21 protein-coding genes are annotated in these 23,535 nt (G+C 67.4%); 6 read left to right on the forward strand and 15 right to left on the reverse strand.

The annotated features are described in order from the left end of the window. Positions 1–6: 6 nt before the first annotated feature. The gene (locus tag HYG77_RS21545; RefSeq protein ID WP_208960550.1) at positions 7–597 is read right to left on the reverse strand and encodes a TetR/AcrR family transcriptional regulator; all 591 of its coding nucleotides are present in this window, start codon (positions 595–597) and stop codon (positions 7–9) included. Positions 598–696: 99 nt separating this feature from the next. Between HYG77_RS21545 and HYG77_RS21550 the strand changes: the two genes are divergently transcribed. Continuing rightward, positions 697–1,977 (forward strand): macrolide family glycosyltransferase, encoded by a 1,281-nt coding sequence (locus tag HYG77_RS21550; RefSeq protein WP_244373013.1) that lies wholly within the window; start codon positions 697–699, stop codon positions 1,975–1,977. Between the two features lie 97 nt (positions 1,978–2,074). On the opposite strand, the gene HYG77_RS21555 is transcribed toward HYG77_RS21550, so the two are convergent. Together HYG77_RS21555 and HYG77_RS40980 are read right to left on the reverse strand one after the other, a co-directional pair. Beyond that, positions 2,075–2,968, reverse strand: a complete 894-nt coding sequence (locus HYG77_RS21555; protein ID WP_208960551.1) for a dihydrodipicolinate synthase family protein — start codon at positions 2,966–2,968, stop codon at positions 2,075–2,077. A gap of 388 nt (positions 2,969–3,356) precedes the next feature. Beyond that, the gene (locus tag HYG77_RS40980) at positions 3,357–3,815 is read right to left on the reverse strand and encodes an ABC transporter permease (protein WP_348273564.1); all 459 of its coding nucleotides are present in this window, start codon (positions 3,813–3,815) and stop codon (positions 3,357–3,359) included. On the opposite strand from HYG77_RS40980, the gene HYG77_RS21565 reads away from it, so the two are divergent. Next, the gene (locus HYG77_RS21565) at positions 3,814–4,050 is read left to right on the forward strand and encodes a hypothetical protein (RefSeq protein ID WP_208960552.1); all 237 of its coding nucleotides are present in this window, start codon (positions 3,814–3,816) and stop codon (positions 4,048–4,050) included. The two genes, HYG77_RS40980 and HYG77_RS21565, sit on opposite strands and share 2 nt — an antisense overlap. Before the next feature lie 102 nt (positions 4,051–4,152). On the opposite strand, the gene HYG77_RS21570 is transcribed toward HYG77_RS21565, so the two are convergent. The 10 genes from HYG77_RS21570 to HYG77_RS21615 all read right to left on the reverse strand — a co-directional run bounded on the left by HYG77_RS21570 (position 4,153) and on the right by HYG77_RS21615 (position 16,015). Further along, positions 4,153–5,178: a patatin-like phospholipase family protein gene (locus HYG77_RS21570; protein ID WP_244373017.1), complete on the reverse strand. Its 1,026-nt coding sequence runs from the start codon at positions 5,176–5,178 to the stop codon at positions 4,153–4,155. 460 nt (positions 5,179–5,638) lie between these two features. Further along, positions 5,639–5,995 carry a hypothetical protein gene (locus HYG77_RS21575; RefSeq protein WP_244373019.1) on the reverse strand — a complete coding sequence of 119 codons (357 nt, stop codon included), beginning with the start codon at positions 5,993–5,995 and terminating at the stop codon, positions 5,639–5,641. A 298-nt stretch (positions 5,996–6,293) separates the two neighbouring features. Beyond that, entirely contained in the window at positions 6,294–7,121 is an 828-nt protein-coding gene (locus HYG77_RS21580; protein WP_208960555.1) for a sugar phosphate isomerase/epimerase, read from the reverse strand. Next, positions 7,118–8,842, reverse strand: coding sequence for an FAD-dependent oxidoreductase (locus HYG77_RS21585; RefSeq protein ID WP_208960556.1), 1,725 nt, complete (start codon positions 8,840–8,842; stop codon positions 7,118–7,120). The genes HYG77_RS21580 and HYG77_RS21585 overlap by 4 nt, the downstream gene beginning before the upstream one ends. Further along, positions 8,839–9,936, reverse strand: a complete 1,098-nt coding sequence (locus HYG77_RS21590) for a Gfo/Idh/MocA family oxidoreductase (RefSeq protein WP_208960557.1) — start codon at positions 9,934–9,936, stop codon at positions 8,839–8,841. The genes HYG77_RS21585 and HYG77_RS21590 overlap by 4 nt, the downstream gene beginning before the upstream one ends. Next, positions 9,936–10,733, reverse strand: a complete 798-nt coding sequence (locus tag HYG77_RS21595) for an aldo/keto reductase (protein ID WP_208960558.1) — start codon at positions 10,731–10,733, stop codon at positions 9,936–9,938. Before HYG77_RS21595 ends, HYG77_RS21590 begins: the two co-directional genes overlap by 1 nt. Continuing rightward, complete coding sequence (locus HYG77_RS21600; protein ID WP_208960559.1) at positions 10,730–12,676, reverse strand: FAD-dependent oxidoreductase; 1,947 nt, start codon at positions 12,674–12,676, stop codon at positions 10,730–10,732. Before HYG77_RS21600 ends, HYG77_RS21595 begins: the two co-directional genes overlap by 4 nt. Continuing rightward, positions 12,673–13,575 (reverse strand): shikimate dehydrogenase, encoded by a 903-nt coding sequence (locus HYG77_RS21605; RefSeq protein ID WP_208960560.1) that lies wholly within the window; start codon positions 13,573–13,575, stop codon positions 12,673–12,675. The genes HYG77_RS21600 and HYG77_RS21605 overlap by 4 nt, the downstream gene beginning before the upstream one ends. A gap of 29 nt (positions 13,576–13,604) precedes the next feature. Then, positions 13,605–14,969 carry an MFS transporter gene (locus HYG77_RS21610; RefSeq protein ID WP_208960561.1) on the reverse strand — a complete coding sequence of 455 codons (1,365 nt, stop codon included), beginning with the start codon at positions 14,967–14,969 and terminating at the stop codon, positions 13,605–13,607. A 152-nt stretch (positions 14,970–15,121) separates the two neighbouring features. After that, entirely contained in the window at positions 15,122–16,015 is an 894-nt protein-coding gene (locus tag HYG77_RS21615; protein ID WP_208960562.1) for a LysR family transcriptional regulator, read from the reverse strand. Between the two features lie 134 nt (positions 16,016–16,149). Between HYG77_RS21615 and HYG77_RS21620 the strand changes: the two genes are divergently transcribed. After that, on the forward strand, positions 16,150–16,842 hold the full coding sequence (locus HYG77_RS21620; RefSeq protein WP_208960563.1) for an SDR family NAD(P)-dependent oxidoreductase: 693 nt from the start codon (positions 16,150–16,152) through the stop codon (positions 16,840–16,842). Positions 16,843–17,040: 198 nt separating this feature from the next. On the opposite strand, the gene HYG77_RS21625 is transcribed toward HYG77_RS21620, so the two are convergent. Both HYG77_RS21625 and HYG77_RS21630 read right to left on the reverse strand, forming a co-directional pair. Continuing rightward, positions 17,041–18,417 carry an FAD-binding oxidoreductase gene (locus HYG77_RS21625; RefSeq protein ID WP_208960564.1) on the reverse strand — a complete coding sequence of 459 codons (1,377 nt, stop codon included), beginning with the start codon at positions 18,415–18,417 and terminating at the stop codon, positions 17,041–17,043. After that, a complete protein-coding gene (locus HYG77_RS21630; protein ID WP_109333103.1) occupies positions 18,414–19,118 on the reverse strand; it encodes a transporter in 705 nt (234 codons plus the stop codon). Before HYG77_RS21630 ends, HYG77_RS21625 begins: the two co-directional genes overlap by 4 nt. Positions 19,119–19,390: 272 nt before the next feature. Between HYG77_RS21630 and HYG77_RS21635 the strand changes: the two genes are divergently transcribed. From HYG77_RS21635 to HYG77_RS21645, 3 genes are all read left to right on the forward strand, one after another. Then, positions 19,391–20,902 (forward strand): NAD(P)/FAD-dependent oxidoreductase, encoded by a 1,512-nt coding sequence (locus HYG77_RS21635; RefSeq protein ID WP_208960565.1) that lies wholly within the window; start codon positions 19,391–19,393, stop codon positions 20,900–20,902. Further along, on the forward strand, positions 20,895–21,803 hold the full coding sequence (locus tag HYG77_RS21640) for an alpha/beta hydrolase (RefSeq protein WP_208960566.1): 909 nt from the start codon (positions 20,895–20,897) through the stop codon (positions 21,801–21,803). Before HYG77_RS21635 ends, HYG77_RS21640 begins: the two co-directional genes overlap by 8 nt. Positions 21,804–22,082: 279 nt before the next feature. Further along, positions 22,083–23,510: an APC family permease gene (locus HYG77_RS21645; RefSeq protein WP_109333099.1), complete on the forward strand. Its 1,428-nt coding sequence runs from the start codon at positions 22,083–22,085 to the stop codon at positions 23,508–23,510. The last annotated feature ends 25 nt before the right edge of the window (positions 23,511–23,535 follow it).

The following is a 23,535-nucleotide window of genomic DNA, read 5'->3' on the forward strand; positions in this document are numbered from 1 at the left end:
TTTTCGTCAGGGTGCGAGGGCGCGCATTGCCAGGTCGACGACGGCGTCCGCGTGGTCGTGGGTGAGGGGATGCGCTCCGCTCTGCCAGCGGTAGAACATCGGCGCCATGAACAACTCGAACGCGAGGACGAGGTCGACGTCGGGCCGCATCTGTCCGGCGTCCTGCGCGGAACGAAACCGCGCCGCGACGAACTCGAACTGCGGCCGGTAGATCCGCTCGACGATCTGCTTCTGCAGCGCGGGATCCTGCAGCGATTCGATGGACAGCGCCCGGAACAGTGGTTCGAATTCCGGTGAGGTGAACTCGTCGACCGTGGCCTGTAGGACCAGGCGCATGTCGGCGGCGAGGTCGCCGGTGTCCGGTAGGGCAAGCGTCTCCTGAGCGCGGGCCGCGTTCTGTTCGTGCAGGGCGTCCACGACCAGCGCGCCCTTGGATCGCCACCACCGGTAGATGGTCTGTTTCCCGACCTTCGCGCGCGCGGCGATGCCTTCGATGCTGATCTTCGCGTAAGGCTGTTCGCGTATCAGTGCCTGCGTGGCCTGCAGGATCGCGGCGCGGGACCGTTCGGAACGGCGGGGATTGTCGGCGGACGGCATGAACTGATCATAGACCAGACGAGACGTATCGTCTTGACTCGGCGCGCAGCACGTGCCACCCTTGAACGAGACGGACCGTTCCGTATCTGAAGGAGGAAGATGACTCGCTCACACATCGCCATGGTCAGCATTCCGGCGCCCGGGCACGTCAACCCGAGCCTGGAGATTCTCCACGAACTCGTCGCACGCGGTCACCGAGTGACGTACGCCAACGACGCCGCCGTGAAGGATGCCGTCGAGAGCACGGGAGCGGAATTCAAGGAGTACACCTCGACGCTGCCACGCGTGAACACCGCGGCTGCGACGGAAGGGTCGGAGAAGTCATGGGAGGGAGACACAATCGATCAACTCACCCTGTTCCAGGCCGAGTACGAGTCGATGCTGCCGCAACTACGGTCGCTGTACGAGGACGACCGCCCCGACCTGTTCCTCTACGACATCGCGGGAGGTCCTGCCCGGGTTCTCGCCGAAGAATGGGGTGTGCCGATCGTGCAGCTGTCGCCGACGTACGTCGCGTGGGAGGGCTACGACGACGACATGAGATCGTTCGTGGACACGATGCGGCCAGACCCACGCGGGGTGGCCCTGTACGAACGGCAGCGGAAACTCCTGGTGGACAACGGTGTCGAGACCGACCCGGACGAGTTCTACGGGCGCCCCACCCGAGCGGTGGTGCTGATCGCGAAATCGATGCAGCCCAACGCCGACCGAGTGAACGAGGACGTTTACACGTTCGTCGGACCGGCGCTGCCCACCCGACGGCCCACCGACGGCCGGTGGCAGCGTCCGGCAGGCGCGGCCAAGGTGCTGCTCATCTCGCTCGGCACGGCATTCACCGATCACGCCGACTTCTACCGGCGCTGCATCGATGCGTTCGGCGACCTCGACGGCTGGCATGTCGTCCTGCAGATCGGGCAGCACGTCGACGTCGCCGGACTCGGAACCGTGCCCGGCAACGTCGAGGTCCACCGATGGGTGCCCCAATTCGACATCCTCGGGCAGGCCGACGCGTTCCTCACCCATGCCGGCATGGGCGGGTCCAGCGAGGGAATGTTCACGGGAACCCCGATGATCGCCGCACCGCAGGCCACCGACCAGTTCGAGAACGCCGACGCCCTCGTGGCCGCCGGAGTGGCGGTTCGAGTAGATAGTTCGGAGGTGTCGGTCGCCGGATTGCGGGACGCGCTCGCGCACATCGACACCGAGCCGGTCCGGCGCCGCAGCGCGGAGCTCGCCGCCGAGCTGCGTTCTGCGGGTGGGGTGGACGCTGCCGTCCGGGTGATCGAGGAATTCCTCGAGGAAAGGTACTCACCGATGGTGCGCAATGATGCGGGGCCATGGGTAGCTCGACGAACCGACGGATCGTCAACCACGCGTTAAGAAGGGCTGCGAATCGCACCTGCCGCTGCCGCGGGCACGTTCGACAACCAAAGGCGGGCCTCGCTAACAGCACGGACGGCTGGTGTCTCGCTGAAGATCACAGCAGATCGTCAACTTGCTGAAGTGCGTCGGCGACCCGTGAACGCGCGGCCTCAGCGAGACCCCGCAGCGGCTGCGGGAGATTGGGTGATTCGACAAGGCTGAGGTATTCGGCGATGGCGGATACGACGCGCAGGCTTCCATGGGTACGGAACAGCTCCCAGATGGGTTCGAGTCGATTGGACAGCGCGGTAGCGGTTTTCCGGTCATCGTTCTGAGATGCGCGGGTCAGGGCCAGGCATGGCTTGGGAAGCACGCCGGCGAGCACGCTGTACCACACATCGCAGCCCGCGTTGAGGCCGATCGCGGCGGAGGCGTCTCCGCTGACGCCGATGGTGACCGTCGACGGGATCTGGGATCGGAGGGAGTTCACTCGACCGGCTGCCTCGGCGGGGTCGAGGGGGACACCGGGGATCTTGATCGATCCGATCTTGGGAAGTTCGGCGATGCGGCTGTGCAGTTCATCGGTGAAAGTGAAGTGGGTGGTACCGGGATTGTCGTAGATGCACAGCGGTACGGACAGTTCACGTGTCACCGTTTCGTAAAGGCCGAACACCTCGTCTGCAGTCAGCTGTTGGTAGGACATCGGTGCCAGCAGGACCGCGGCGGCGCCGGCATTTTGTGCATCCTCGGCGAGGGCGCGGACGTGTGCGGTGCGCAACGAACCGATACCGATCATGACCGGTGTGGTGCCCGCTGCGGCCACGGCGAGCTGCGCGACGCGCTTGCGCTCTTCTCTGGTCAGGTAGGCGTAGCTCCCGGTGGACCCGAGCGCGCCGATGGAATCGACCCCCGCGTCCGCCAAGCGCGAGACCATTCGGGAGAACGCGGACTCGTCGATTTCTGTCTCGTTCATGGGGGTGAGGGGGAACGCGGATAGTCCGGTGAACATCGGTCGAACCTCACTTCGCTCGGGTATGGGACAAAGTACGCGAGGCGTTGGCAGGGATTCAGATCACCCCAGAGGCGACAGAATGTCAGCGCCCGAGGCATTCGGTCCCTCGCCCGGATTCCGCAACTCGATTCCGGTGACGCTGACGTTCTTGCCGGGGCGGTCGGATCAGTGTGCTGTTCTGCGCGCGAATGCTGTGGTCGCCCAGAGGTAGCCTCCGAGTCTGATTCCGGCACACCACAACACCGCGAGCCAGGCAGTGTCGGCGACCGGTCCGCCGGTCAGCAGATCCCGAACGGTTTCGATCACCGGGGGTGACCGGCTGGTTCTCGGCAAACGAGTACGGCCAGGCCGGCATGGTGTCGGTGGGGACGAACGCACTGCTCACTTAGGGGAGGAACAAGAGGAAGAAGGTGAATCCCCCGGCCGCTTCCTCACTGCCGGCGAGTAGGCCCAGTGCGGCGGCGAGCCAGGAGATGGCGAGGATGAACAACGCAATGATTCCGAATGCGGCCAGCCACTCCAGGGGCCCGGCGGACGGCCGGAAACCCATCGCCAGCGCGACGGCGATGACGACCCATGAGGTCACGAGGTTACGTGCGACGCTGGAGAGGACGTGACCGAACAGGAACGCGGATCGGGTGATCGGCGTCGACCGGAACCTGTCGACGCTGCCGTGCACCAGGTCGCTCGCCACGCCGACTTCCGTCTGTGAGGAGCCGAATCCAGCGCACAGCAGGATGATTCCCGGAACGACGTAGTTCAGGTAGCCGGTGCCGGTGTCCATCGCCCCGCCGAAGACGTAGACGAAGAGCAGCAGAAGCAGTACTGGAAGGACGACGCCCATGATCACGGTCTTGGGGCTGCGCCGGATGCGCGTGGTGGTGCGGGCGGTCATCGCGGCGACGTCCACCACACCGGTCGACTATTCGCAGGTGCGCCCATTCCTGCTCGACCGGGAGCGAATTTCCGCGCTGCTGTCCGCGATCGCGGCTGGTGCATTCGATCCGGACGGGAGCGACGTCGCCGATTGGCTCGAGACGAGTTCCGCTTCGGCCTCGACCGCATGCTCGACGGCATAGACCGGTTGGTGGAGAAAACCAACGCCGGATGACGCCGCCGCGGAGTTCACTGCGGACCGTGACCGAGTCCGGTTCCCGGGCGGACGCGCAATTTTATGGAAGCTACCTGGGCGGCATCTGCCGGAACCTTTGAACGTAGGATCTCCAATTCCAGGTGGATAGGAATGCTTGTGCCGCTTCGTATCCGTTCCGGTGGAGAGCTTCGATGTCCTCCTGGTGAATGTTGAAGTCGAGAGCCCCTACATCGGTGGAGTCCACCCTGATTGCACGGGCACTCACCCACGGCTGGTTCAGGTACGCCTGATCGCGGCCGACGAGCATGGTGCTGAGAACGCTCTCGAACAGGTGAGGTGGCCCGAGAAGGCGTAGGAGTCTGAGATGGGGGATGACGTCATCGTTCCCGGCCGGCAGATTGGGCAGAACGGTGACCCCGAAGGTGGGCCATCGCGGCAACTGTCCATCGGTCCGATCCAGAGAATCGATCGGGAAGTTCGAGAGCACTCCGCCGTCCACCAGCGTCGAGGTCAATCCGGCGGCACTGGTCAACGAGACGGGGCGGAAGAAAAACGGGATTGCCATGGACGCCCGTACCGCGTCGGCTACGGACTGAGCGTTGGGGTCGAGGCCGTAGACCCGTTCGAAGTCCCAGGGCAGTCGCACCAGTTGCCCGGTCGTCACGTCGGAGACGGTGACTGCCAGCCTGTACCGCTGGTTCGGGGGCAGGGTGTCGTCCTCGATATGCAGGTCGCGGAAGGTCGAGACCCCGAGGCTCTCGAGCGTGTCCTTTATCCACTGGTGGACACGATCGCCCCGGTAGAGGCCGGTGCCCCGCAGCAGTGCCCACGATTGCCCGAGGAGCGGGATGTTCTCGAGGAGTCCCGGATCGAGAAACTCTCGATAGTTGAGATGGGTGAGCCTCTTCAGTTGCTCGCCGGTCACAGGTTCCCCGCTGGCGGTGACGGCCGCGAGGATGGCTCCCACCACCGCGCCCGCCGACGTACCGGACACTCGATGAACGGTGTATCCGGCATCGACGAGCGCAGAGGCGGCGCCGACCAACCCGATTCCTTTGACGCCGCCACCTGCTAGGACGAGGTCGGCTTCCTTGCTGTCTTCTGACGCGGTCACACCCATCTACCCCCTGGCCGCTTGTACATCCGTCCCGGTCGCACCCGATGCGGACGCTGTGCCCCGCGCTGGTGCGGCGGAGTGGCAAATCGAGCTCTGCTCCCATCGTCCTCGCTCCGTCGCCGGTGAGGGGCGGATTCGAGAGCTTCCATACATGGCGCCCGGATTTTCTGGTCCACCAGTCGCACCGACAGGCGGACACTCGCATCGTCCCGAATCTGGCATGCATGCACGCGGACTCGCACTGTCGCGTGGTCCTGAAATTCTTATCAAGTCGGCAGAATCGTCAGTCCCACTTCCTGTAATCGCCTGCCGCTGAGAGCGTCCAGCCGAGCTGGTCGATAGTCCAGTGCGCTTTGCAGAGTTGCGCAACATCGACGTACTCCCGGACCGGGCGTGATAGTTGGTCATTCTCGGTGAATGGTCTCGGTCGACCATCAGGATTCGCGGATTCCGATGGTCAGCCGTTATCAATGTTACCGTCGTCCAGTTGCAGGAATGCTGCCTGCACCCGCAGCAGATGGCCCTCCGGGCTGAGCTCCTCATACCGCGCCATCACCTCCGACCAGCGTCCTGCCGCATACAATTTCACGCATTGCGGATCTTCGTCCATCCCGGCTTCCATCGCCAGTACGGCACCCGCTCGAAGTGCGTCGGCCTGTGTTCGGTAGGCCCACACGTCGAGGCGACCGGACCCGCTGTACCCGCGGTGGGCCAGGGTCCACACTGCCGGATCTCGGGTCGTTTCCACGGTCCCGTCCGGGCGGTAGAGCGTCGAGGAGACCACCTGCTTGATGAAGTCGGCTGCGCGCACCATCATTCGAGCTTAAATCGGCCAGGCCGCCATCGTCGGACGACACGGCCATGACTCCGCCATCACTCGTCATCGCTCACCCGACCACTTCAGGCTAGGCCCTACGGTGCACGCCCGTGAGACGCAGGTGCGAGTGACCTGAGGAAAGGACATGTCCGAGGGCAGGGTCGCACCGTGAAGTTCGCGCCGGCCGATGTGATCCGCCTGATCCTCGACCTCGCCCCACGCAATCTCACACCACGTCGTCGACGAGCCCCAGCTCGCGAGGCGCAGGGCCGCCGTCGTGTCGCATCGATCGTGGTCAGTGGATTGAAGTGGTGCGATTCGTGTCGAGAACTCTTCGTGTTTGCGTGACGAGTCGGTCGAGCCACGCGTCGGTGCCGACCGCACGGCGGAGGGGTTCGTTGGGCAGTTCGACGCTCACCGGAAGGTCGGTGGGCAGTGTCGACCAGATGCCGGTGAGGTCAATGCCCCCGGTGCCGGGCACGAGCCGTTCCTCCCGTGCGTGGCGGACGAGTTCGGCGTCGTTGGTGGGTGCAGGCACCGAACCGTCACACATCTGCGCGTAATGCAGCCACTCGCGTGGGATCGCCGCCAGGTCGCCGAGGGTCGTCGTCGAACGGGCGGTATGCAGAGCGTCGATCAGTACGCTACGCGCCGGCCCGTCGGCCTGCGTCACGATCTCGACCGCGGTGGTCGCGTCGGGCACAGCCGTCCACGGCATGAACTCGAGGCTCGCGACGATGCCGTACTGCGCACACAGTTCCGCCAGCCGGGCGTAGGAGTCGGTGAGCCGGGCGCGGTCGCGGTCGTCGCCGCCGACGAGCACGGCCTTCGCGCCGAGGCGTGCGCCCGCCTCGAGCAGCGGAACGTACGACTTTGGGTCGAAATCTGCTTGCAGCCGGACGATTTCGAGGTCGAACACCTCGATCGGCGAATCGTCGAGGCGACGGATCAGTGCATCGAGGGCGGCGTCGTCCTCGTGCAGCGGGTAGGCGGTGGCGCCGGGCGCTGCGGGCAGCAGTCGGATACCGATGGTGTCGAAGCCGTGCTTCTCGGCGAGGTCCACCTGCTGCAGCGGCGCGGTGTCGAGCACGGTGAGTGCGGCAAGGCCGAGTGGGGCGGTCATCGCAGAGCTCCTGTCGTCGAGGCGAGGCGGCGGCCGGTGAGGTAGCCGAAGGTCATGGCTGGGCCGAGGTTGATACCGCCGGACGGGTAGTGGCCTCCCATGACGCTGGACTGGTCGACCCCGACCGCGAACAGCCCGTCGATCGGCTGGTCGTCGTCGTTCAGAACCCGGGACATGCTGTCGGTGACCAGACCGGCGAACGTGCCGAAGCTGCCGGGCACCACCTTGACCGCGTAGAACGGGCCTTCTTCGAGCGGTGCGAGGGAGGGGTTGGGCCATGGGTTGTCGGGGTCGCCGGAGCCGACGGTGAAGGGTGTGGTGCCGCGACCGAACTCGGGGTCGACGCCGTCGCGGGCGCCCTCGTTGAACGCTGCGACCGTCTTCTCCAGGCCGTCGGGGTCGACACCGATCTTCTCGGCCAGCTCGCGCACCGTGCGGCCGCGGGTGAGATACCCCGACTTCAGGTACGGCCACGTGGGGATTGGCAGCGGCTTGGCCATGCCCAGCGGGAAGTACCGCAGGTACCGCTGGTCGGCGATCAACCAGGAGCAGACCTCATCGCCGTCGGGGACCTGTTCGACCATCGCGAGGGTGTAGTCATGGTAGCCGAGGGCCTCGTTGACGAAGCGGCGGCCGTCGGCGAGAACGCCTATGACACCGGGCTTTCCGCGGTCGAGGATGTGCGGGAACACACCCTCCTTGCCGTTGCGGTACCGGACGATCGACACCGGGCAGTACGCCACCGGGGACGCGACCGAGCGGTCGAGTCGGCCGCCGACCGATTCGCCGAGGGTGATGCCGTCGCCGGTGGTCGTGGACGGGGTGAGGGTCCAGTGTTCACGGCCCGTGGGTGTGCGGGGAAAAAGTTGACGGCGCCGGTCGACGTCGCGACTGAAGCCGCCCGTCGCGAGGACGACTCCGCGGCGGGCGGACACGGAGTAGACCCCGTCCGGGCCCTCCAGCCGGACGCCGGTGACGGTGCCCGCGGAGTCGGTGGTCAGCGCGGTGGCCGCCGTGCTCACGCGGATCTCGACGCCGGCGTCGAGCGCTGACCGCAGAAGCCGACCGACGAGCGCGGTGCCGTTGACGAGTTGCTGGCCGCGGCGTGTGGTGGCGAGGTCGAGCAGGTGCGTGGACACCCTTCGGGCGCAGTGCGCGAAAGCCTTCGCCGAACGGGTCGAGTGCAGGAAGGCCTGGAGGTCCGGGCCGGCCATGATGCCCATGCCGAGGAACGACGTCTCGTAGAGCTGGCGACGCAGGAGCGCCGCGACGTCGGGGCCGAGCTTCCGGAGGTTCACCGGCTTCGGTCCGACCGAGCGGTGCCCTGTGCCCGCACCCGGTGTGTCGCCGTGGATGTCGGCGATCTTCGCGCCCGGAACGAATTGGAGCGCCGTCTTCGTCTCGAAGAATTCCACCATCTCGGGTGCTCCGTCGAGCAGGGCATCGACCTTGGCGGCGTCGAAGTTCTCGCCGAGTCGGTGCTCGAGATAGGTGCGCGGCAGCGAGCGGTCCTCGTTCACGCCGTCCGCCTGCGCGAACAGGTTCCGCGGCGCCCACATCCAGCCGCCGGACCATGCCGTCGCGCCGCCGCACGTGTCCGCCTTCTCGACGACGAGGACGGAGGCGCCCCCGTCGGCTGCGGCGACGGCGGCGGACAGACCGCCCGCTCCGGAGCCGATGACGACGACGTCATAGGTGGAGGTGGTGTGATCGGGGGTCATAGCGTCTCCTGAGCGGATGTTGTTGCGAAAGTCGGTGCGGGCGTGAGGTCGACCACCCGGCCGGTGCGCGAGGACTCGTAGATCGCCGCGATGATCGCCAGCGAGGCGCGCGCGTCGCGTCCGGTGACGGCGGGGTCGCGACCGGTCAGGACGGCGTCCGCGAAGTCCTGCACCTGGAGTGTGTGGAAGTCGGCGAGTCGGGCGTTGACTTCCGTGACGTCGAGATTGGCACGGACGCCGGGTGTGAACGGGGTACGGAACTCCACTTCGCCGGGGATCGTCCAGAGCTCGTTGACGCCCTCCCTGCCCTCCGGGAACTCGAGGACGCTCGCAATCGCACCGGTCTGCCCGATCACGGTGACCCGGTTGCCGAGGTTGTGGTTGACGCCGGTGGTCGCGGTGACGGTCGCCGTGCCGCCCGACGCGAACGAGACGACGGCGGACGCACTGTCCTCGGTCTCGATGTGGCCGCCGTGTGTGTGGGTGCGGATGAAGCCGCTCACCGACACGGCCTCACCCATGAACCATTGGAGCATGTCGATCTGGTGGACGGCCTGCGTCATCAGGACTCCGCCGCCGTCGGTGTCCCACCGTCCGCGCCACTCGTCGGCGGAGTAGTAGGACGACGGGCGGTGCAGGAGCACCGACGCCTCGCCGAGCACCGGAATGCCGATCCGGCCGTCGTCGATGGCCGTCCTGATGCGCTGCGCGGCCGGCCAGAACCGGCGCTGGAACAGCACACCGAACGTGATGCCGGCGCGGTCGGCGGCCGCGATCATGCGGTCTGCCGCGGCGACGTCGACCGCGATCGGCTTCTCGCACAGCACGTGGATCCCGGCCTCAGCCGCCGCGACGACCACCTGCTCGTGCACCGGGTGCGGTGTGCAGACGGTGCACGCATCGAGGCCGAGGTCGATCAACTCCTCCACCGAACCGACGACCCGCGCGATACGGTGCGAGTCCGCGAACTCGCGGGCGCGGTCGACGTCGGGGTCGCAGCAGCCGACCACCTCGACGCCGGGCACCTGCTGCAGGGCCCGGGCGTGGTTGCCGGCGATCTTGCCGCAGCCGACGATGCCGATACGTAGGGCCATCAGTAGTGCTCCTCGGTTTCGACGTCCCGGGCCGCGGATTCGCCGCGGTCGAGTCGATTCAGGGCGGCCACGTCGTCGGCGGTGAGCCGCACGCCGAGGGCGGCCAGGTTCTCGTCCTGGCGGGCGGGATTCGCGGATCTCACGACCGGCACGACACCCTGCGCGAAGTGCCAGGCCAGGACCACCTGTGCGGGGGCGCGGTCGAGGCGCCGGGCGATGTCGGTGACCACGGGTGAGTCGAGCACCTCGCCGCGGCCCAGCGGGCTCCACGACTGCGTGGACACGCCGAGTACGTCGTTCGCGCGCCGGACGGGTAGCCGGGCGAGCGACGGGTCCATCTGGATCTGGTTGACTGCCGGCGCTTCTCCGGTTTCGGTGACGACGCGACGCAGGTGCGTCTCCAGGAAATTGGAGACACCGACGTGGCGGACGAGGCCGGCGTCACGGCAGGCGAGCATCGCCTCGAACGCCGCCACGTACCTGTCGTGGCGTGGCAGCGGCCAGTGGATGAGGAACAGGTCGAGCCGATCGAGTCCCAGATTCTTCAGGCTCCGCTCGACCGCGCCGCGGATGTCGCCCGACATGTGATCGCTCCCACGCAGTTTCGTGGTGACGAACAGCTCCTCGCGTGGCAGTCCGCACTCCGCGAGCGCCACACCCACTGCCTCTTCGTTGTCGTAGATCGTTGCGGTATCGACGAGCCGGTAGCCGGCCTCGATGCCGGACAGCACGGCCCGTGTGGCGTCCGGTCCGGTCAGCGGCCAGGTCCCGAGACCGAGGGGTGGCATGTCGATCATGCGCTGACCTCGCGAGCATCGGCGGCCGCGGTGATCTTCGCGGCGACGTCGGCTGCGGTGACGAGAGCGGCGTGGATGGAGCCGCCGTCGCCACTCGCGTCACCGACCGTGTGGACGCCGAGTCGCGGTGCCAGCGACCGCACTGCGGCGAGCAGGTCGGTGCGCGGCTCGACGCCGTGCGAGATCAGCAGTTCGCCGGGAGCGTCCACCACCCGCTCGTCCCCGGCGGTCGAGATCACCACCCGGTCTTCCTCGATCCGCGTCACGATCGACGACAGGTGGGTGGTGAGGTTCGCACTCTTCGCGAGCCGCGGCAGCAGCACTATCTTTCCGCGCCGGCCGACGTCGTGGGCGATCGTCTCCTGCGGGCCGATCATGACCACCTCGGTGCCGTGCTGGAGCAGGTCGTCGGCGACCGCGGCTGCTTCCCGGTCGGCGCCGAAGATCGTGATCGCCGCGGGTGCGGGGTCTCCGGATTCCAGGAACTCCCGGACGTCGCGGACCCTCCGGGTGTCGGCCCCGGGGAGGTCGACCTCGGGTCCGCGGCCGCCGGTCGCGAGCACGACGGCGTCGAAGTCCAGGCCGGCCAGTGCGGCGGCGTCGACCCGGGTGCCGAGGTGGCAGGTGATGTCGAGGTCGGCGATCTCGGCGAGGTACCAGTCGACGATCCGTGAGTACTCGGGGTACTCGTGCAGCCGGGAGGCCAGCGCGAAATCTCCACCGAGACTCCCGCGTTCGTCGTACAGGTCGACACGGTGCCCGGCGAGCGCGAGGTCGCGGGCGGCCGCCATCCCCGACGGCCCGCCGCCGACGACAGCGACACGCACCGCCGCGGCCGCCGGCTTCGACAGCTGCTCGAGTTCGCGGCCCACCCACGGATTGACCGAGCACGGAACGGGTCCGGCGGCGAGGCTGTCGATGCAGTAGTTGCAAGCGATGCAGGGCCGGTACCGGCCGCCGTCCAGCGCGCGGTTCGGGAAGTCCGGGTCGGCGTGCAGGGTGCGGGCCATGCTGACGAAGTCGGCCTGCCCGGATTCGATGATCTGCGCCGCGACCTCGGGTGAGCTGATCCGGCCTGCGACCCCGACGGGGAGGTCGAAGTCCCGCGTGTACTGCTCGGAGAACGGGGCGAGGAGTCCGCGCGGCCACTCGCCGGGTTGGATGATCCACTGCCCGGATTCGTAGTTGCCGGCGGAGACGTCGAGGAAGTCGAGCCGGTCGGTGTCGATCGCGTCGATCCGGGCGCGGGTCGTCTCCGCGTCGAGACCGCCGTCGACGGCCTCGAACGCCGAGAACCGCAGTCCGAGAGCGATATCCGGTGCCATCGTGCGCACGGCGTCGATCACCTTGTTGACGAACAGTGCCGGATCGGCCCACTTGTCGTCGCGGTGGTTGTACGCCGGCGAGAGAAACTGGTGGATGAGGTAGCCGTGACCGCCGTGCAGCGAAATCACATCGACCCCGGCCTGTTGACAGCGCGCGGCGGCCTCGCCGAAGCATTCGATGATGTGCTCGATGTCGTCGCCGTCGAGTTGCTCGGGCATTTCGCCGCCGACCACCGCGCACGGGATCGGTGACGGTGCGACGGGGACGAATCCGCTGACGGAACCCTGCGCGGTGCGGCCGCCGTGATTGAGTTCGACGCCGACGAGCGCACCCTGCGCATGGATCGCCTCGGCCATCTTCGCGATGCCCGGGATGCGTTCGTCGACGTCCACACCCATCTGCCGGATACGCCCCTTGCCGTCGGCCCGCACGTAGCTGGCCTCGGTGAAGACGAGAGCTGCGCCGCCCGCCGCACGGCGCTCGAGGTACGCGATGTACTCGTCGGTCATCGTGCCGTCGACCTCGCAGTAGTTGCGCTCCATCGGCGCCGACACGAAGCGGTTGCGCAGTCGCACGTTGCCCAGGTCGAGTGGTGCGGCGAAGAGACGCGCGGTCATCGGGACTCCTCGAGAACGGTCGGGGCGCACTGATCGGCGACCAGTTCGCCGAGGTGACGTCGCATGCGGTCGGGGTCGGGCGTGATGCCGGTGAGGAGGGCGAACGTGTCGGCCGCCTGAGCGACGAGCATCTGACCGCCGTCGAGCACATCACAGCCGAGAGCGGTTGCTGCCGCGACGAGTTCGGTCTGCAGCGGGCGGTAGACGATGTCGGCGACCCACAGTCCGGGATGGAGCGCGTCGGTGTCGAACGGCGTTCCCGGATGTCCGACCATGCCGATCGGGGAGGCGTTGACGACGCCGTCGCAGTGCTCCAGGTTCGCTTCGATCGCCTCGAGGGGGATGGCCGTGACCCGCGTCTGCGGGAAGGCCGCCGCGAGGCGCGCGCAGACGTCCGCGGCACGGGCCGGGTCGAGGTCGGCGACGCGCAGGTCCGTCACCCCGGCGGCGGCGAGCGCGTAGGCGACGGCCGAACCGGCACCGCCCGCACCGGCGAGGACGACACGGCCGAGCGTGGCATCGGGCAGTCCCCGGCGCAGCGCCGCGAGGAATCCGCTGTGGTCGGTGTTGTGACCGATCAGCCGCCCGTCACGGACGACGACGGTATTGACGGCGCCGAGAAGTCGCGCGTTGCCAGACAATTCGTCGAGGGAGTCGACGACCACCTGCTTGCACGGATGGGTGACGTTGAGTCCGGTGCAACCCGCTGCAACTGCCTGCCGCAGCGCGTCGCCGGAACGGTCGACGGGAATGCCTTCCGCCGCGACGTCGATCAGGTCGTAGCGGTAGTCGGTCAGGCCGAGGGCGGCGGCCTCGTGTTCGTGCAGCGCCGGCGACAGGGACGTGGCGATCCCTGCCCCGACGAGGCGGATCCGGTGCCGGGTGGAAAAGGGGTGCATGAAAATCTCCTGCAGTGGTGAAGGTCCGATCAGGCGTCGGTGCGGGCGAGCGCATGGTGCCGCGTGCCGGCCGTCGTCGTGCCGGGTTCGCCGAGCTGCTCGGTGGGTGTGCGGTACGTCTCGGGACCGGTGAGCGCGGCGACCGACGACAGCAGCGCGAAGCCCAGGCACATCCAGGCGACTGGGGCCCAGTTCGCGGTGTCACCCGCCGACAGCCACTGCGCGATGGCCGGGGTGAAGCCGGCGACCAACAGCCCCAGCATGAGACTTACGGCCATTCCGGTGTACCGGACCTTGGCGGGGAACTGCTCGGGGAAGTACGCCGGGTACACGCCGTTGGGCATCGCGTAGAACAGGCCGATCAGAACGATGCCGGCCGCGAAGACCATTGGCACGCTGCCCGTTCCGATCGCGTGGAAGAACACGAACACCATGCCCGCGGCACCGACGGCGCCCGTCACGAACACCGGTTTACGGCCGATCCGGTCGGCGAGCATTCCGAACAGCGGCTGGGTGAGGACCGCGACGAAGTTGGCGACGGCGATGGCCCACAGCATCGTGGAGCGTTCGAGCCCGGCCACCTGCACCGCGTACGCCAACGCGAAGACGTTGACGATGGTGTTGATCATCGCGAACGTCGCGCTGAGGCTGATGCGGATCACGGTGCGCCAGTGCGAGCGGAACATCTCGACCACCGGAATGCCCGCGGTGTCGTCGTGTTCCTTCAACTCTTCGAAGACCTCCGGCTCGTCGAGCTTGCGACGCAGCCAAACCGCGACACCCGTCACGACGATGCTGAGCAGGAAGGGCACACGCCAGCCCCACGAGTAGAGCGCGTCATCCGGCAGCGCGGCCACGGGGATGAACACCAGGCTCGAGAGCACGATGCCGAACATGATGCCGCTCATGGTGAACGACGTGTAAAACGAGCGACGGTTGTCCGGTGCGTGTTCCAGCGTCAACGCGGAGGATCCCGGCGATTCGCCGCCTGCCGACAGACCCTGCAGCAATCGCAGGAACACCAGGATGACGGGTGCGGCGATGCCGATCTGGTCGTATGTGGGCAGGCACCCGACGACCACGGTCGCGATACCCATGAGCAGGAGGCACGCCAGCAGCGAATTCTTGCGCCCGTATCGATCCCCGAGATGTCCCCACAGCACTGCGCCGAGCGGACGCGCGATATACGCGACACCGAGCGTGCCGATCGACAGCAGGGTCGCCGTGGCGCCTCCGCCCGGGAAGAAGATCCGCGGGAAGACCAGCGCTGCCGCGGATCCGTAGATGAAGAAGTCGTAGTACTCCAGCGTGCTGCCTAGGAATCCCGAGACGGCGGCCCGGCGGGCGTTCTCGTTCGGTTGTCCCCCGGTGTCACGAGTAGACGTGCTTGCCATGGTGTTCCTTTCGTCCCAGGATCCGGTGCGCCGCGAAGCGCTTGTTCGGAGGTGATCCACCTCACACGAAGTTCCGGACCGTGACGAGCGTGTCATGGCAGACTATGCGCAGTCCAGCGCAAAAAAAGTCTTAGATATAGATCGAAAATGTCCTAATCGGGGGTGGGGAGAATATCCTCCGATACCGCGAGGGCCACCCGGAGCGCGTCGGATACCCGACGCGGCGACCACGCGAGTCCGTGATTCATGTAGATCGGCTCGCCGGTGAGCGGCACGAACACCGTGCCCGGGGGCGTGAGCGCTGCAATGCCCGACGTCATGAGCGCCACGCCGACACCCGTCGCCACCAGCATCAGGATCATGTACGGGTCGGTGATCTCTTGCACTACGCGGGGACGGAACCCTGCATCAACGCAGGCCCGCATCGCGACCTCCTGCAATGCCGAGCCGGCCGACAGCGGTGTCGTGACGAACCCGTCGTCGGCCAGGTCGCATAGGTCGATCTCCTGCTCGGACGCGAGCGGGTGGTCCGCCGGAAGCACCGCCCCGAATGGCTCGCGGCGGATCAATCGGGTGGACACCGAAGCCGTCTCGACGGGAAGTCCGACGAACGCGAGATCGAGTGCGCCGCTATCTAATTGAGAGAGAGCTTCACGAGTCATGATGCGCCCGACGAGGGTGAGTTCGATGTCGGGATAGCGCTGCCGGAGCGCGCGGGTGAGTGGCGGCAGGGACAGGTGATTGAGCACGCCCGTGAAGCCGATCTTGATCCGGCCGTACACGCCCCCGGCGGACGCGCGGCTAGCTTGCCGCGCGATGTCGACACTCTCGAGAATGCGGTAGGCGTGCGGCAGAAACGTATGGCCGGCCGACGTCAGGGCGACACTGCGGGTGCTCCGCTCGAACAGCGGCACGCCGATGTCCTTCTCGAGTTTGCGCACCGTCTGACTCAGCGGCGACTGGGCCATCTGGAGGCGCGCGGCAGCCCTGCCGAAATGCAGTTCTTCGGCGACGGCGACGAACGCTTGCAGCCAGCGAATCTCCATCGGATTCCCTTCGGCGAGTTTGACGAGTGTTGCTCAGCCCATATATTCCAATTCATACACAGTGCGACACGGATCAAACCGATTTCGCACATAGAACAAGACTAATGCGCACACAGTCGCGAGGAGAAACCGCCATGTCCACGTATCCCGAGGGCGCCACCGCGCTCGTCACCGGCGGCGCGAGCGGAATCGGCGCGGCGTGCGCGAAACGCCTCACCGACGCTGGGGTCCGCGTCGTCACCGCCGACGTCGCCACGGGGGCCGACGAACACCTCGACGTCACCGATGCCGACGCCGTCGAGAAGCTCGCCGCCCGGCTCGGCCGTGTCGACATCCTCGTCAACAGCGCCGGCGTCGTGGGACCGTCCGCTCCTCTGGTGGACGTCGACCTCGGGGACTGGCGCCGAACGTTCCGCATCAACGTCGACGGGACATTCCTCCTCTGCCGCGCATTCGTGCCGGCCATGACCGACGCCGGCTGGGGGCGGGTCGTGAATCTGGCGAGCATCGCCGCGAAGGATGGAAATCCCAACCAGAGCGCCTACTCGGCGTCGAAGGCGGCCGTGATCGCGCTGACGAAATCACTCGGGAAGGAGGTCGCCAAGACCGGTGTCCTGGCCAACGTGGTGGCACCCGCCGCGGTGCAGAGCCCGATGAATGCCGGCACCGACCCGGCGATTCTCGCGCGGTCGCAGAGCCTGACCCCCATGGCCCGGATGGGACGGCCCGAGGAGATCGCGGAACTCGTCGCATGGTTGTGCTCGGAGGCGCTCAGCTTCTCGACCGGCGCCGTCTACGACGCCAGCGGTGGCCGGGCGTCGTACTGAGGGGATGCTTGCTTGTTCGGGACTTGCCTGGGCACTTGTGAATGCATGTGGACCGTCACGCGTTATTTGCCGCAGGTAACGACCGCCTCTGCACAGCCAACTTCCCGGCTCGGCTTTGGAAGCGGCGACTTCCGTCGCGACACCGGCGCCGCCGACCTCGCACCCGTCGTTCCGGCATCAGGAACGCAGCACAATGCGCTACGCGGGGGCGGTGAAGCCACGTGCGGCAGTGGCGAATCCCTCGCGCGCGTGGCGCTTGCTGCCGTTGATCATGTCGTTGAACCTGTCTGCGGTCCATGCCGCGCGCAGCCCGATCCTCCCCATGATCATCGGCACCGCGTGGCCGAATTTCGGTTCGTCGACCCAGATGGTGCGCAGATCGTCCGGGGTGATGCCGGTGGCGATCCGATCGGCGATGAGGGCCCCGACGTAGGTGGCCTGGGCGAGTCCGTGGCCGTTGCAGGCCAGGGAGTAGTAGACGTCGTCGCCGACCGTGCCGGCCACCGGTAGCCAAGTCGAGGTGATCCCGATCCACCCGCCCCAGGCGCGGTCGATCGCGACGTCCGCCAGCGGCGGAAAGCGTCGTGCGAATGCCTTCGCGAGGTCGGCGACCACCGCCGGGTCGGGATGGCGTTCGGGCAGCGGATAGCTTGCGGCACGCTCGATCTGGCGGACGCCGAACACGATGGTGTTGCGTGCGGTGAGTCGGTAGTTCTCCATGATGTTGTGCTGTGTGATGAGTCCGGATCGGCTGGTCCAACCGAGCGCGGCGAGACGTTGCGGGGAGATCGGCTCGGTTTCGACCTCGGTCACCCACATCGGTGACGATAGGCGTTTCGGCGTGATGTCCCACTCGCCCGCATAGGCGTTCGTGGCCAGCACCACCTTCTGCGCCAGGATCACGCGGCCGGGTGTCTCGACAGTGACGCCGCCATTGCCGCGAACGACGTCGACGATCTTTGATTGCTCGAAGACCCGCACGGTCGAGGCGAGCACCGCGCTGCGAAGGCCACGTAGGAGCTTGCCGGGGTTCATGATTCCGCCCTTGATTTCGCGCATGCCGCCGAGGAAGCCGTGCGGGATGCCCAGTTCGCGTGCCGTGCCCTCCTCGACGTGGGCACCGGCGCGGCGGAGGATCTTCGCGATGCGGCGCGTGCGTCCCAGCTGTCCGCGCGAGACGGCCGCGAAGACGTTGCCGACGGCTTCGTAGTCGCAGTCGATGCCGAGCTTCTCGATCATGCTCTCGACGTGGCCGGCGGCGTTCTCGGTGAGGCGGATGATCGCTGGCATGCCCTTGCGGTAGAGCAGATTCAGCAGCTGGATGTCGCCGCCGGGCGCGCTCGCCAGTTGGCCGGCATTGCGCGAGCCCGCACCGTGCCCGCAGAAGTCCGACTCCAGCAGCACGGTGTCGACGCCACGCTCCGCGAGTCGCAGCGCCGTCGCCATGCCCGCGAGCCCGCCGCCGATGACCGCGACGGAGCAGGTGAAGTTCTCCGTCAGCGGTGGTCGGATGTCGGTGGGCGGATCGACCCACCCGGTGAAGGTGGTGTAGGTCGTGTTCGCGGTAGAGCTCATGCGATTTCAGCTCCTCGGACGGGGGAGGCGGCGGTCGGATCGAGGTGTGCGTCGTCCCGCTTGTTGTGGGCAGCGAAGGCCGTATACGCCCGGTAGATGACGAGCATCGCCAGGCCCCAGGTGAACAGCGCGAGGGTGTAGAAGAGGGTGTGGTTGGCGTCGTCGCCCGGAATTCGCCAGAAGTCGTAGATCGAGGCGACGACCACGTTCAGCGCGGTGGCGCACGCCGCCCACGCGGCGTGGGCGCGTTCGCCGAGCTCCCAGAGGCGCCACGCGAAGTAGCACAGGAAGCCGGAGGTCGCGAGCGCGGTGATCAAGAAGAACACCTTGCCCGGCGTGCCGATCTCCTCGGCGTACTCGGACAGGAAGAACCCGAGGATCGCGGCCAGGGCGAACGCGCCCACCTCGACGCCGAGCGTGGGCTTGTACCTGTGCGTGACGACCAGCAACCCGAGGACCAGGATCAGCGTGAACCCGATCGAGCGCGAGAACGCGTCCAAGAAGAAGGCGATGTGGTACATCGGGGAATCGGTGCCGGACTTGGTCACCCCGTAGAGCAGGAAATTGGTCCCCGAGACGGCCATGATGATCCATTCGAGACCAATCAAATAGTTGTGATGGCGCCGAATGAACTTCACGCCGCAGATGAATCCGACGACGATCATCCAGATGTCCGCCGCGGCGAAAAGAATGTCGCGCATGGCAGCGCCTCCTTGGGAGTGTCCGTGATCTCGTGTGGCCTCCACAGTGGCGTGCCCATGAGGACGCCCGCTACGCCGACGTGCAACCACGTGTCGCGCCAGCCGCGACACACTGCACCACGAGGCCGTGTGATCGGCATCTCAAAGGCGCGCGCAGTGCACTGTGCACCACCGCGTCGCGAAGGACGGGGCACGGCGGCGTAGAGCGCGGGCCGCCGCGGCGGTCACCGTGGAATCACACACCGACGTGACCACCACCGAAAGGCCCCACGATGAACGCATCGAAGCAACGAACCGAGGAGTTCGACATCGTCATCATCGGTGCCGGCATCTCCGGCATCGGCGCCGCGCGCTACATCGTCGAGGCGTTTCCCGGCAAACGCGTCGTCGTGCTCGAAGGGCGCGACAATATCGGCGGCACCTGGGATCTGTTCAAGTACCCCGGCATCCGATCCGATTCCGACCTGCACACCTTCGGCTACGAGTTCAAGCCGTGGAAGGACCGCGCCGCCATTGCGGAAGCCCCCAAGATCCGGAACTACCTGCAGGAGACGGTCGAAGAGAACAACCTGGGCGGGCTCATCCGGCTCGGGCACGGCGTGCAGCGCGCGGAGTGGTCGAGCGCCGACGCGCGCTGGACGATCGACGTGCACACCGCCGACGGCGACAAGACCATCACCGCCAACTGGATCTTCGCGGGCACCGGGTACTACCGCTACGACGAGGGCTACACCCCGCATTTCGAGGGTCGCGAGGACTTCGGCGGCGACATCATCCACCCGCAGCACTGGCCCGAGGGATATGACTACTCGGGCAAGAAGGTCGTCGTGATCGGCAGGGGCGCGACCGCGGTGACGCTGATCCCGTCGATGCTCACCGGTGAGGGCGCCGCCGCTCATGTGACCATGCTCCAGCGCACCCCCACGTACGTGATGCCGTGGCCGAAGGTCGATTCCCTCGCGCTCCTGTTCACCCGGCTCTTCGGCGAACGACGCGGCTACGCGATCACCCGGTTCAACAACATCTGGATCGATCGGGGCGTGGTCAAGTCGCTACGCACGTTCCCCCGTCTGGGTCGCGCGCTGATCCGGCGCATCAACAAGAAGTTGCTGCCCGAGGGCTATGACGTGGACACCCACTTCAACCCGCCCTACGACCCGTGGGATCAGCGCCTGTGTCTGTCGCCCGACGGCGACTTCTTCGCCGCACTACGTGCCGGCGGCGCCTCGATCGTCACCGACCGGATCTCGCGTTTCACCGAGTCGGGGATCCAGCTCGAATCGGGCGAGCACCTCGACGCCGACGTGATCATCACCGCGACCGGCCTCAACGTGCGCCTGCTCGGCGGCATCGACCTGGCGGTCGACGGCGTGCCGGTGAACCTCGCCGACTCTGTCGTCTACCGCGGCACCCTGCTCTCGGGGATCCCCAACCTGGCGATCGCCATCGGCTACACGACCTCGTCGTGGACGCTGAAGGTCGGCATCCTGTGCCGCTACTTCTGCAACCTGGTGAAGCACATGGACGCCTTCGGCTACGACCGAGTCGTCGTCGAGGCCGATCCCGGCATGGAGACGCGCCCGGTCATGGACCTCAGCGCGGGCTACGCGCAACGGGCCCGCGAGAGCACCCCGAAGCAGGGCACCGGCCTGTGGCAGATGTCGATGTCGTACCCGCAGGACGCCAAGCTGCTCCGTGGCCCCCTGCTCGACGACGCGCTGCGGTTCAGCTCCACCACCGACGACAGTGCACGCTCGACCGCAGGGGAGGCGATCCGTGCGTGACGACGCCCAGGACCGCTTCGTCACCCTCCCGGGCGGCACGCGTGTCTGCTACCGAATCGACGGCGATCCCGGCGACCCGCCGGCCCTGCTCCTCGCCGGCCTCGGCGAGGACTTGACGATGTGGTCCGAGCGGTTCGTCTCCGCGCTCGTCGCGACCGGCTTTCAGGTGATCCGGATGGACAACCGGGACTGCGGCCGCTCGACCTACGCGATCACCCCGCCACCAAGCACGCTACGGCAACTGCTCGCCCGGCCCCGTCCGGACGCGTACACGCTGGCCGACATGGCGGCCGATGCCGCGCAGCTCATCGAGCACCTCGGTCGGGGACCGGCGCACCTCATCGGGCGCTCGATGGGCGGGATGATCGCGCAGACCGTCGCGGCGCGCTACCCCGCACTCACGAGGTCGCTGACCTCGTTGTACTCGACCACAGGTGATCCGAAGGTCGGGCAGGCCGCCGCGTCGACGATCGCGTTGATCGCCGCCCCGCCGCCCCGGAACCGGGTGCAGGCCGTGCGGGCGCACCTTCGCATGACGGCACACCTCGCGGGTGCCGGGTTCCCGATCGACGAGGTCGAAGAAGCGGACCACGCCGTGCAGACGTGGGACCGCACGGCCGGCGACGTTGCGGCAGGGACCGCCCGGCAGGTCCAGGCCATCCAGGCCTCGGGCGACCGAACGGCGGAGATCACCCGCATCACGGCTCCCACTCTGGTGATCAACGGCGATCGCGACCCCATCGTCGCGCCGTCCGGAGGCACCGCCACCGCTGCCGCGATTCCGCATGCACGGCACGTGGTGATTCCCGGAATGGGGCACCACCTGCCCGACGCGCTCGCGCTCCTCGTCGCCGACCACGTCGTGGGACACCTCGAAAGGGCATCAGTGTGTCCGAGCTGAGCACCACGGACCACGTTGTCATCGGCACCGGGAGGCCCGGGGAGATCGACGCGCTGTAGCGCAGGCCGACGATCTCGGGTGTAACCGAGCCTCCCCGGCGCGGCGGCGCGGACCTGGTGCGGGCGTCGGCGTCCGAAACCGTCCACCTTCCTGATCGTTCGTTTCCGTTTCACAGAATTCGCAGGTGGCTGTCTTTCGTTCCCTGAAATGCATACCGGTCGGTCGTAGATGTCGGGTGATTCAGGTCGCGGAGAGGCGCCACAGAATGGAGTGGTTGGCATGAGTCAGCAGAGCGAAGACCGGGCGCAGGAGGTCCCGGTCGGCCTGGACCGGACACTCGGCGTCCCGCAGATCGTCTTCATGGTGGTGGCGATGGCCGCGCCCCTGACGGTGTTCGCCGGACTCATCCCGTTGATGCTCGGCTCGGGGAACGGCATCGGGACACCGGTCGACTTCGTGCTCGTCGGAATCGTGCTCGTGCTGTTCACCGTCGGGTACTCGGCGATGACTCCTGAAGTACGCAACGCGGGCGCTTTCTACTCCTACGTCCAGCGCGGCCTCGGCACCGGTGCCGGGCTGGGCGCCGCAGCGCTCGCCCTGGTGACCTACGCGCTGCTCATCGTCGCCGTCTCGGCCTACCTCGGGGCTGCCGCGCGCAATGTGCTCGTGACCTTCTCCGGTGTGTCGGTGCCGTGGTGGTGCCTCGCGGCCGCCGGGCTCGCGGCCATCGGGTACCTGGGCTACCGCAACGTCGAGGTCAGCGCGCGGGTGCTCGGCGCGTTGCTCATCGCGGAGGTCGCGATCGTCGCCCTCGTCGACCTCGCCGTCGTGCTGCGCGGCGGCGACAACGGCCTCTCGGCGCAGCCGCTGACCTGGGACGCGTTCACCACCGGTGCCACAGGCACCGGGATCATGTTTGCCGTCTTCGGCTTCGTCGGGTTCGAGACCACCGCCGTTTTCCGGTCCGAGGCCCAGGACCCCGACCGGACGATCCCGAAGGCCACCTACATCGCGGTCGTCCTGATCGCGCTGATCTATGCCTTCTCGTCCTGGGCCATGATCAACGGTCTCGGCGTCGCGCGTGCCGTCGACCTCGCTGCCGACGACCCCGAAGGACTCGCACCCGGGCTCGCCACCCGCTACCTGTCGCAGGCCGCCCACGATGTCATGCAGGTTCTGCTCGTCACCAGCTTCTTCGCATGCGTTCTCACCGCCCACAACGTGGTGGCCCGCTACCTGTTCGCCCTCGGCCGCCAGGGCGCTCTGCCGGTCTCGCTCGGATCGGCGCACCCCACGCACCGGTCGCCGCACGTGGCCTCGCTGCTGACCTCCGGGGTGATCGGCACGCTGCTCGCGGCCACGGCGATCGCCGGGCTCGACCCCGTCGTCGAGATCTACGCCTGGTTCGGCGGCGCCGGAACCCTCGGGCTGATCGTGCTGCTGGCCCTGACCTCCGCGGCGATCGTCGTCCACTTCCGCAAGGTCGGCACGGCTACGGCGTGGACGGGCACCGTCGCCCCCGTCCTGTCGCTCGCCGCGCTCGGGGCGATCCTCGTGCTCGTCATCGGCAACTTCGAGCTCCTGATCGGGTCGCGCACCGGGGCTTACGTCTTCCTCGCGGTCATCGCCGGGGCGTTCGCCTGCGGCCTCGCATGGTCGCCGCTCCTGCGCCGGCGTCGGCCGCAGACCTACGCCGCCCTCGAATGACGGCCGCACCCGCAGCCCCGAGAGC

Source organism: Rhodococcus sp. ZPP (assembly GCF_017656075.1).
In the GTDB taxonomy this organism is placed as follows: domain Bacteria; phylum Actinomycetota; class Actinomycetes; order Mycobacteriales; family Mycobacteriaceae; genus Rhodococcus_F; species Rhodococcus_F oxybenzonivorans.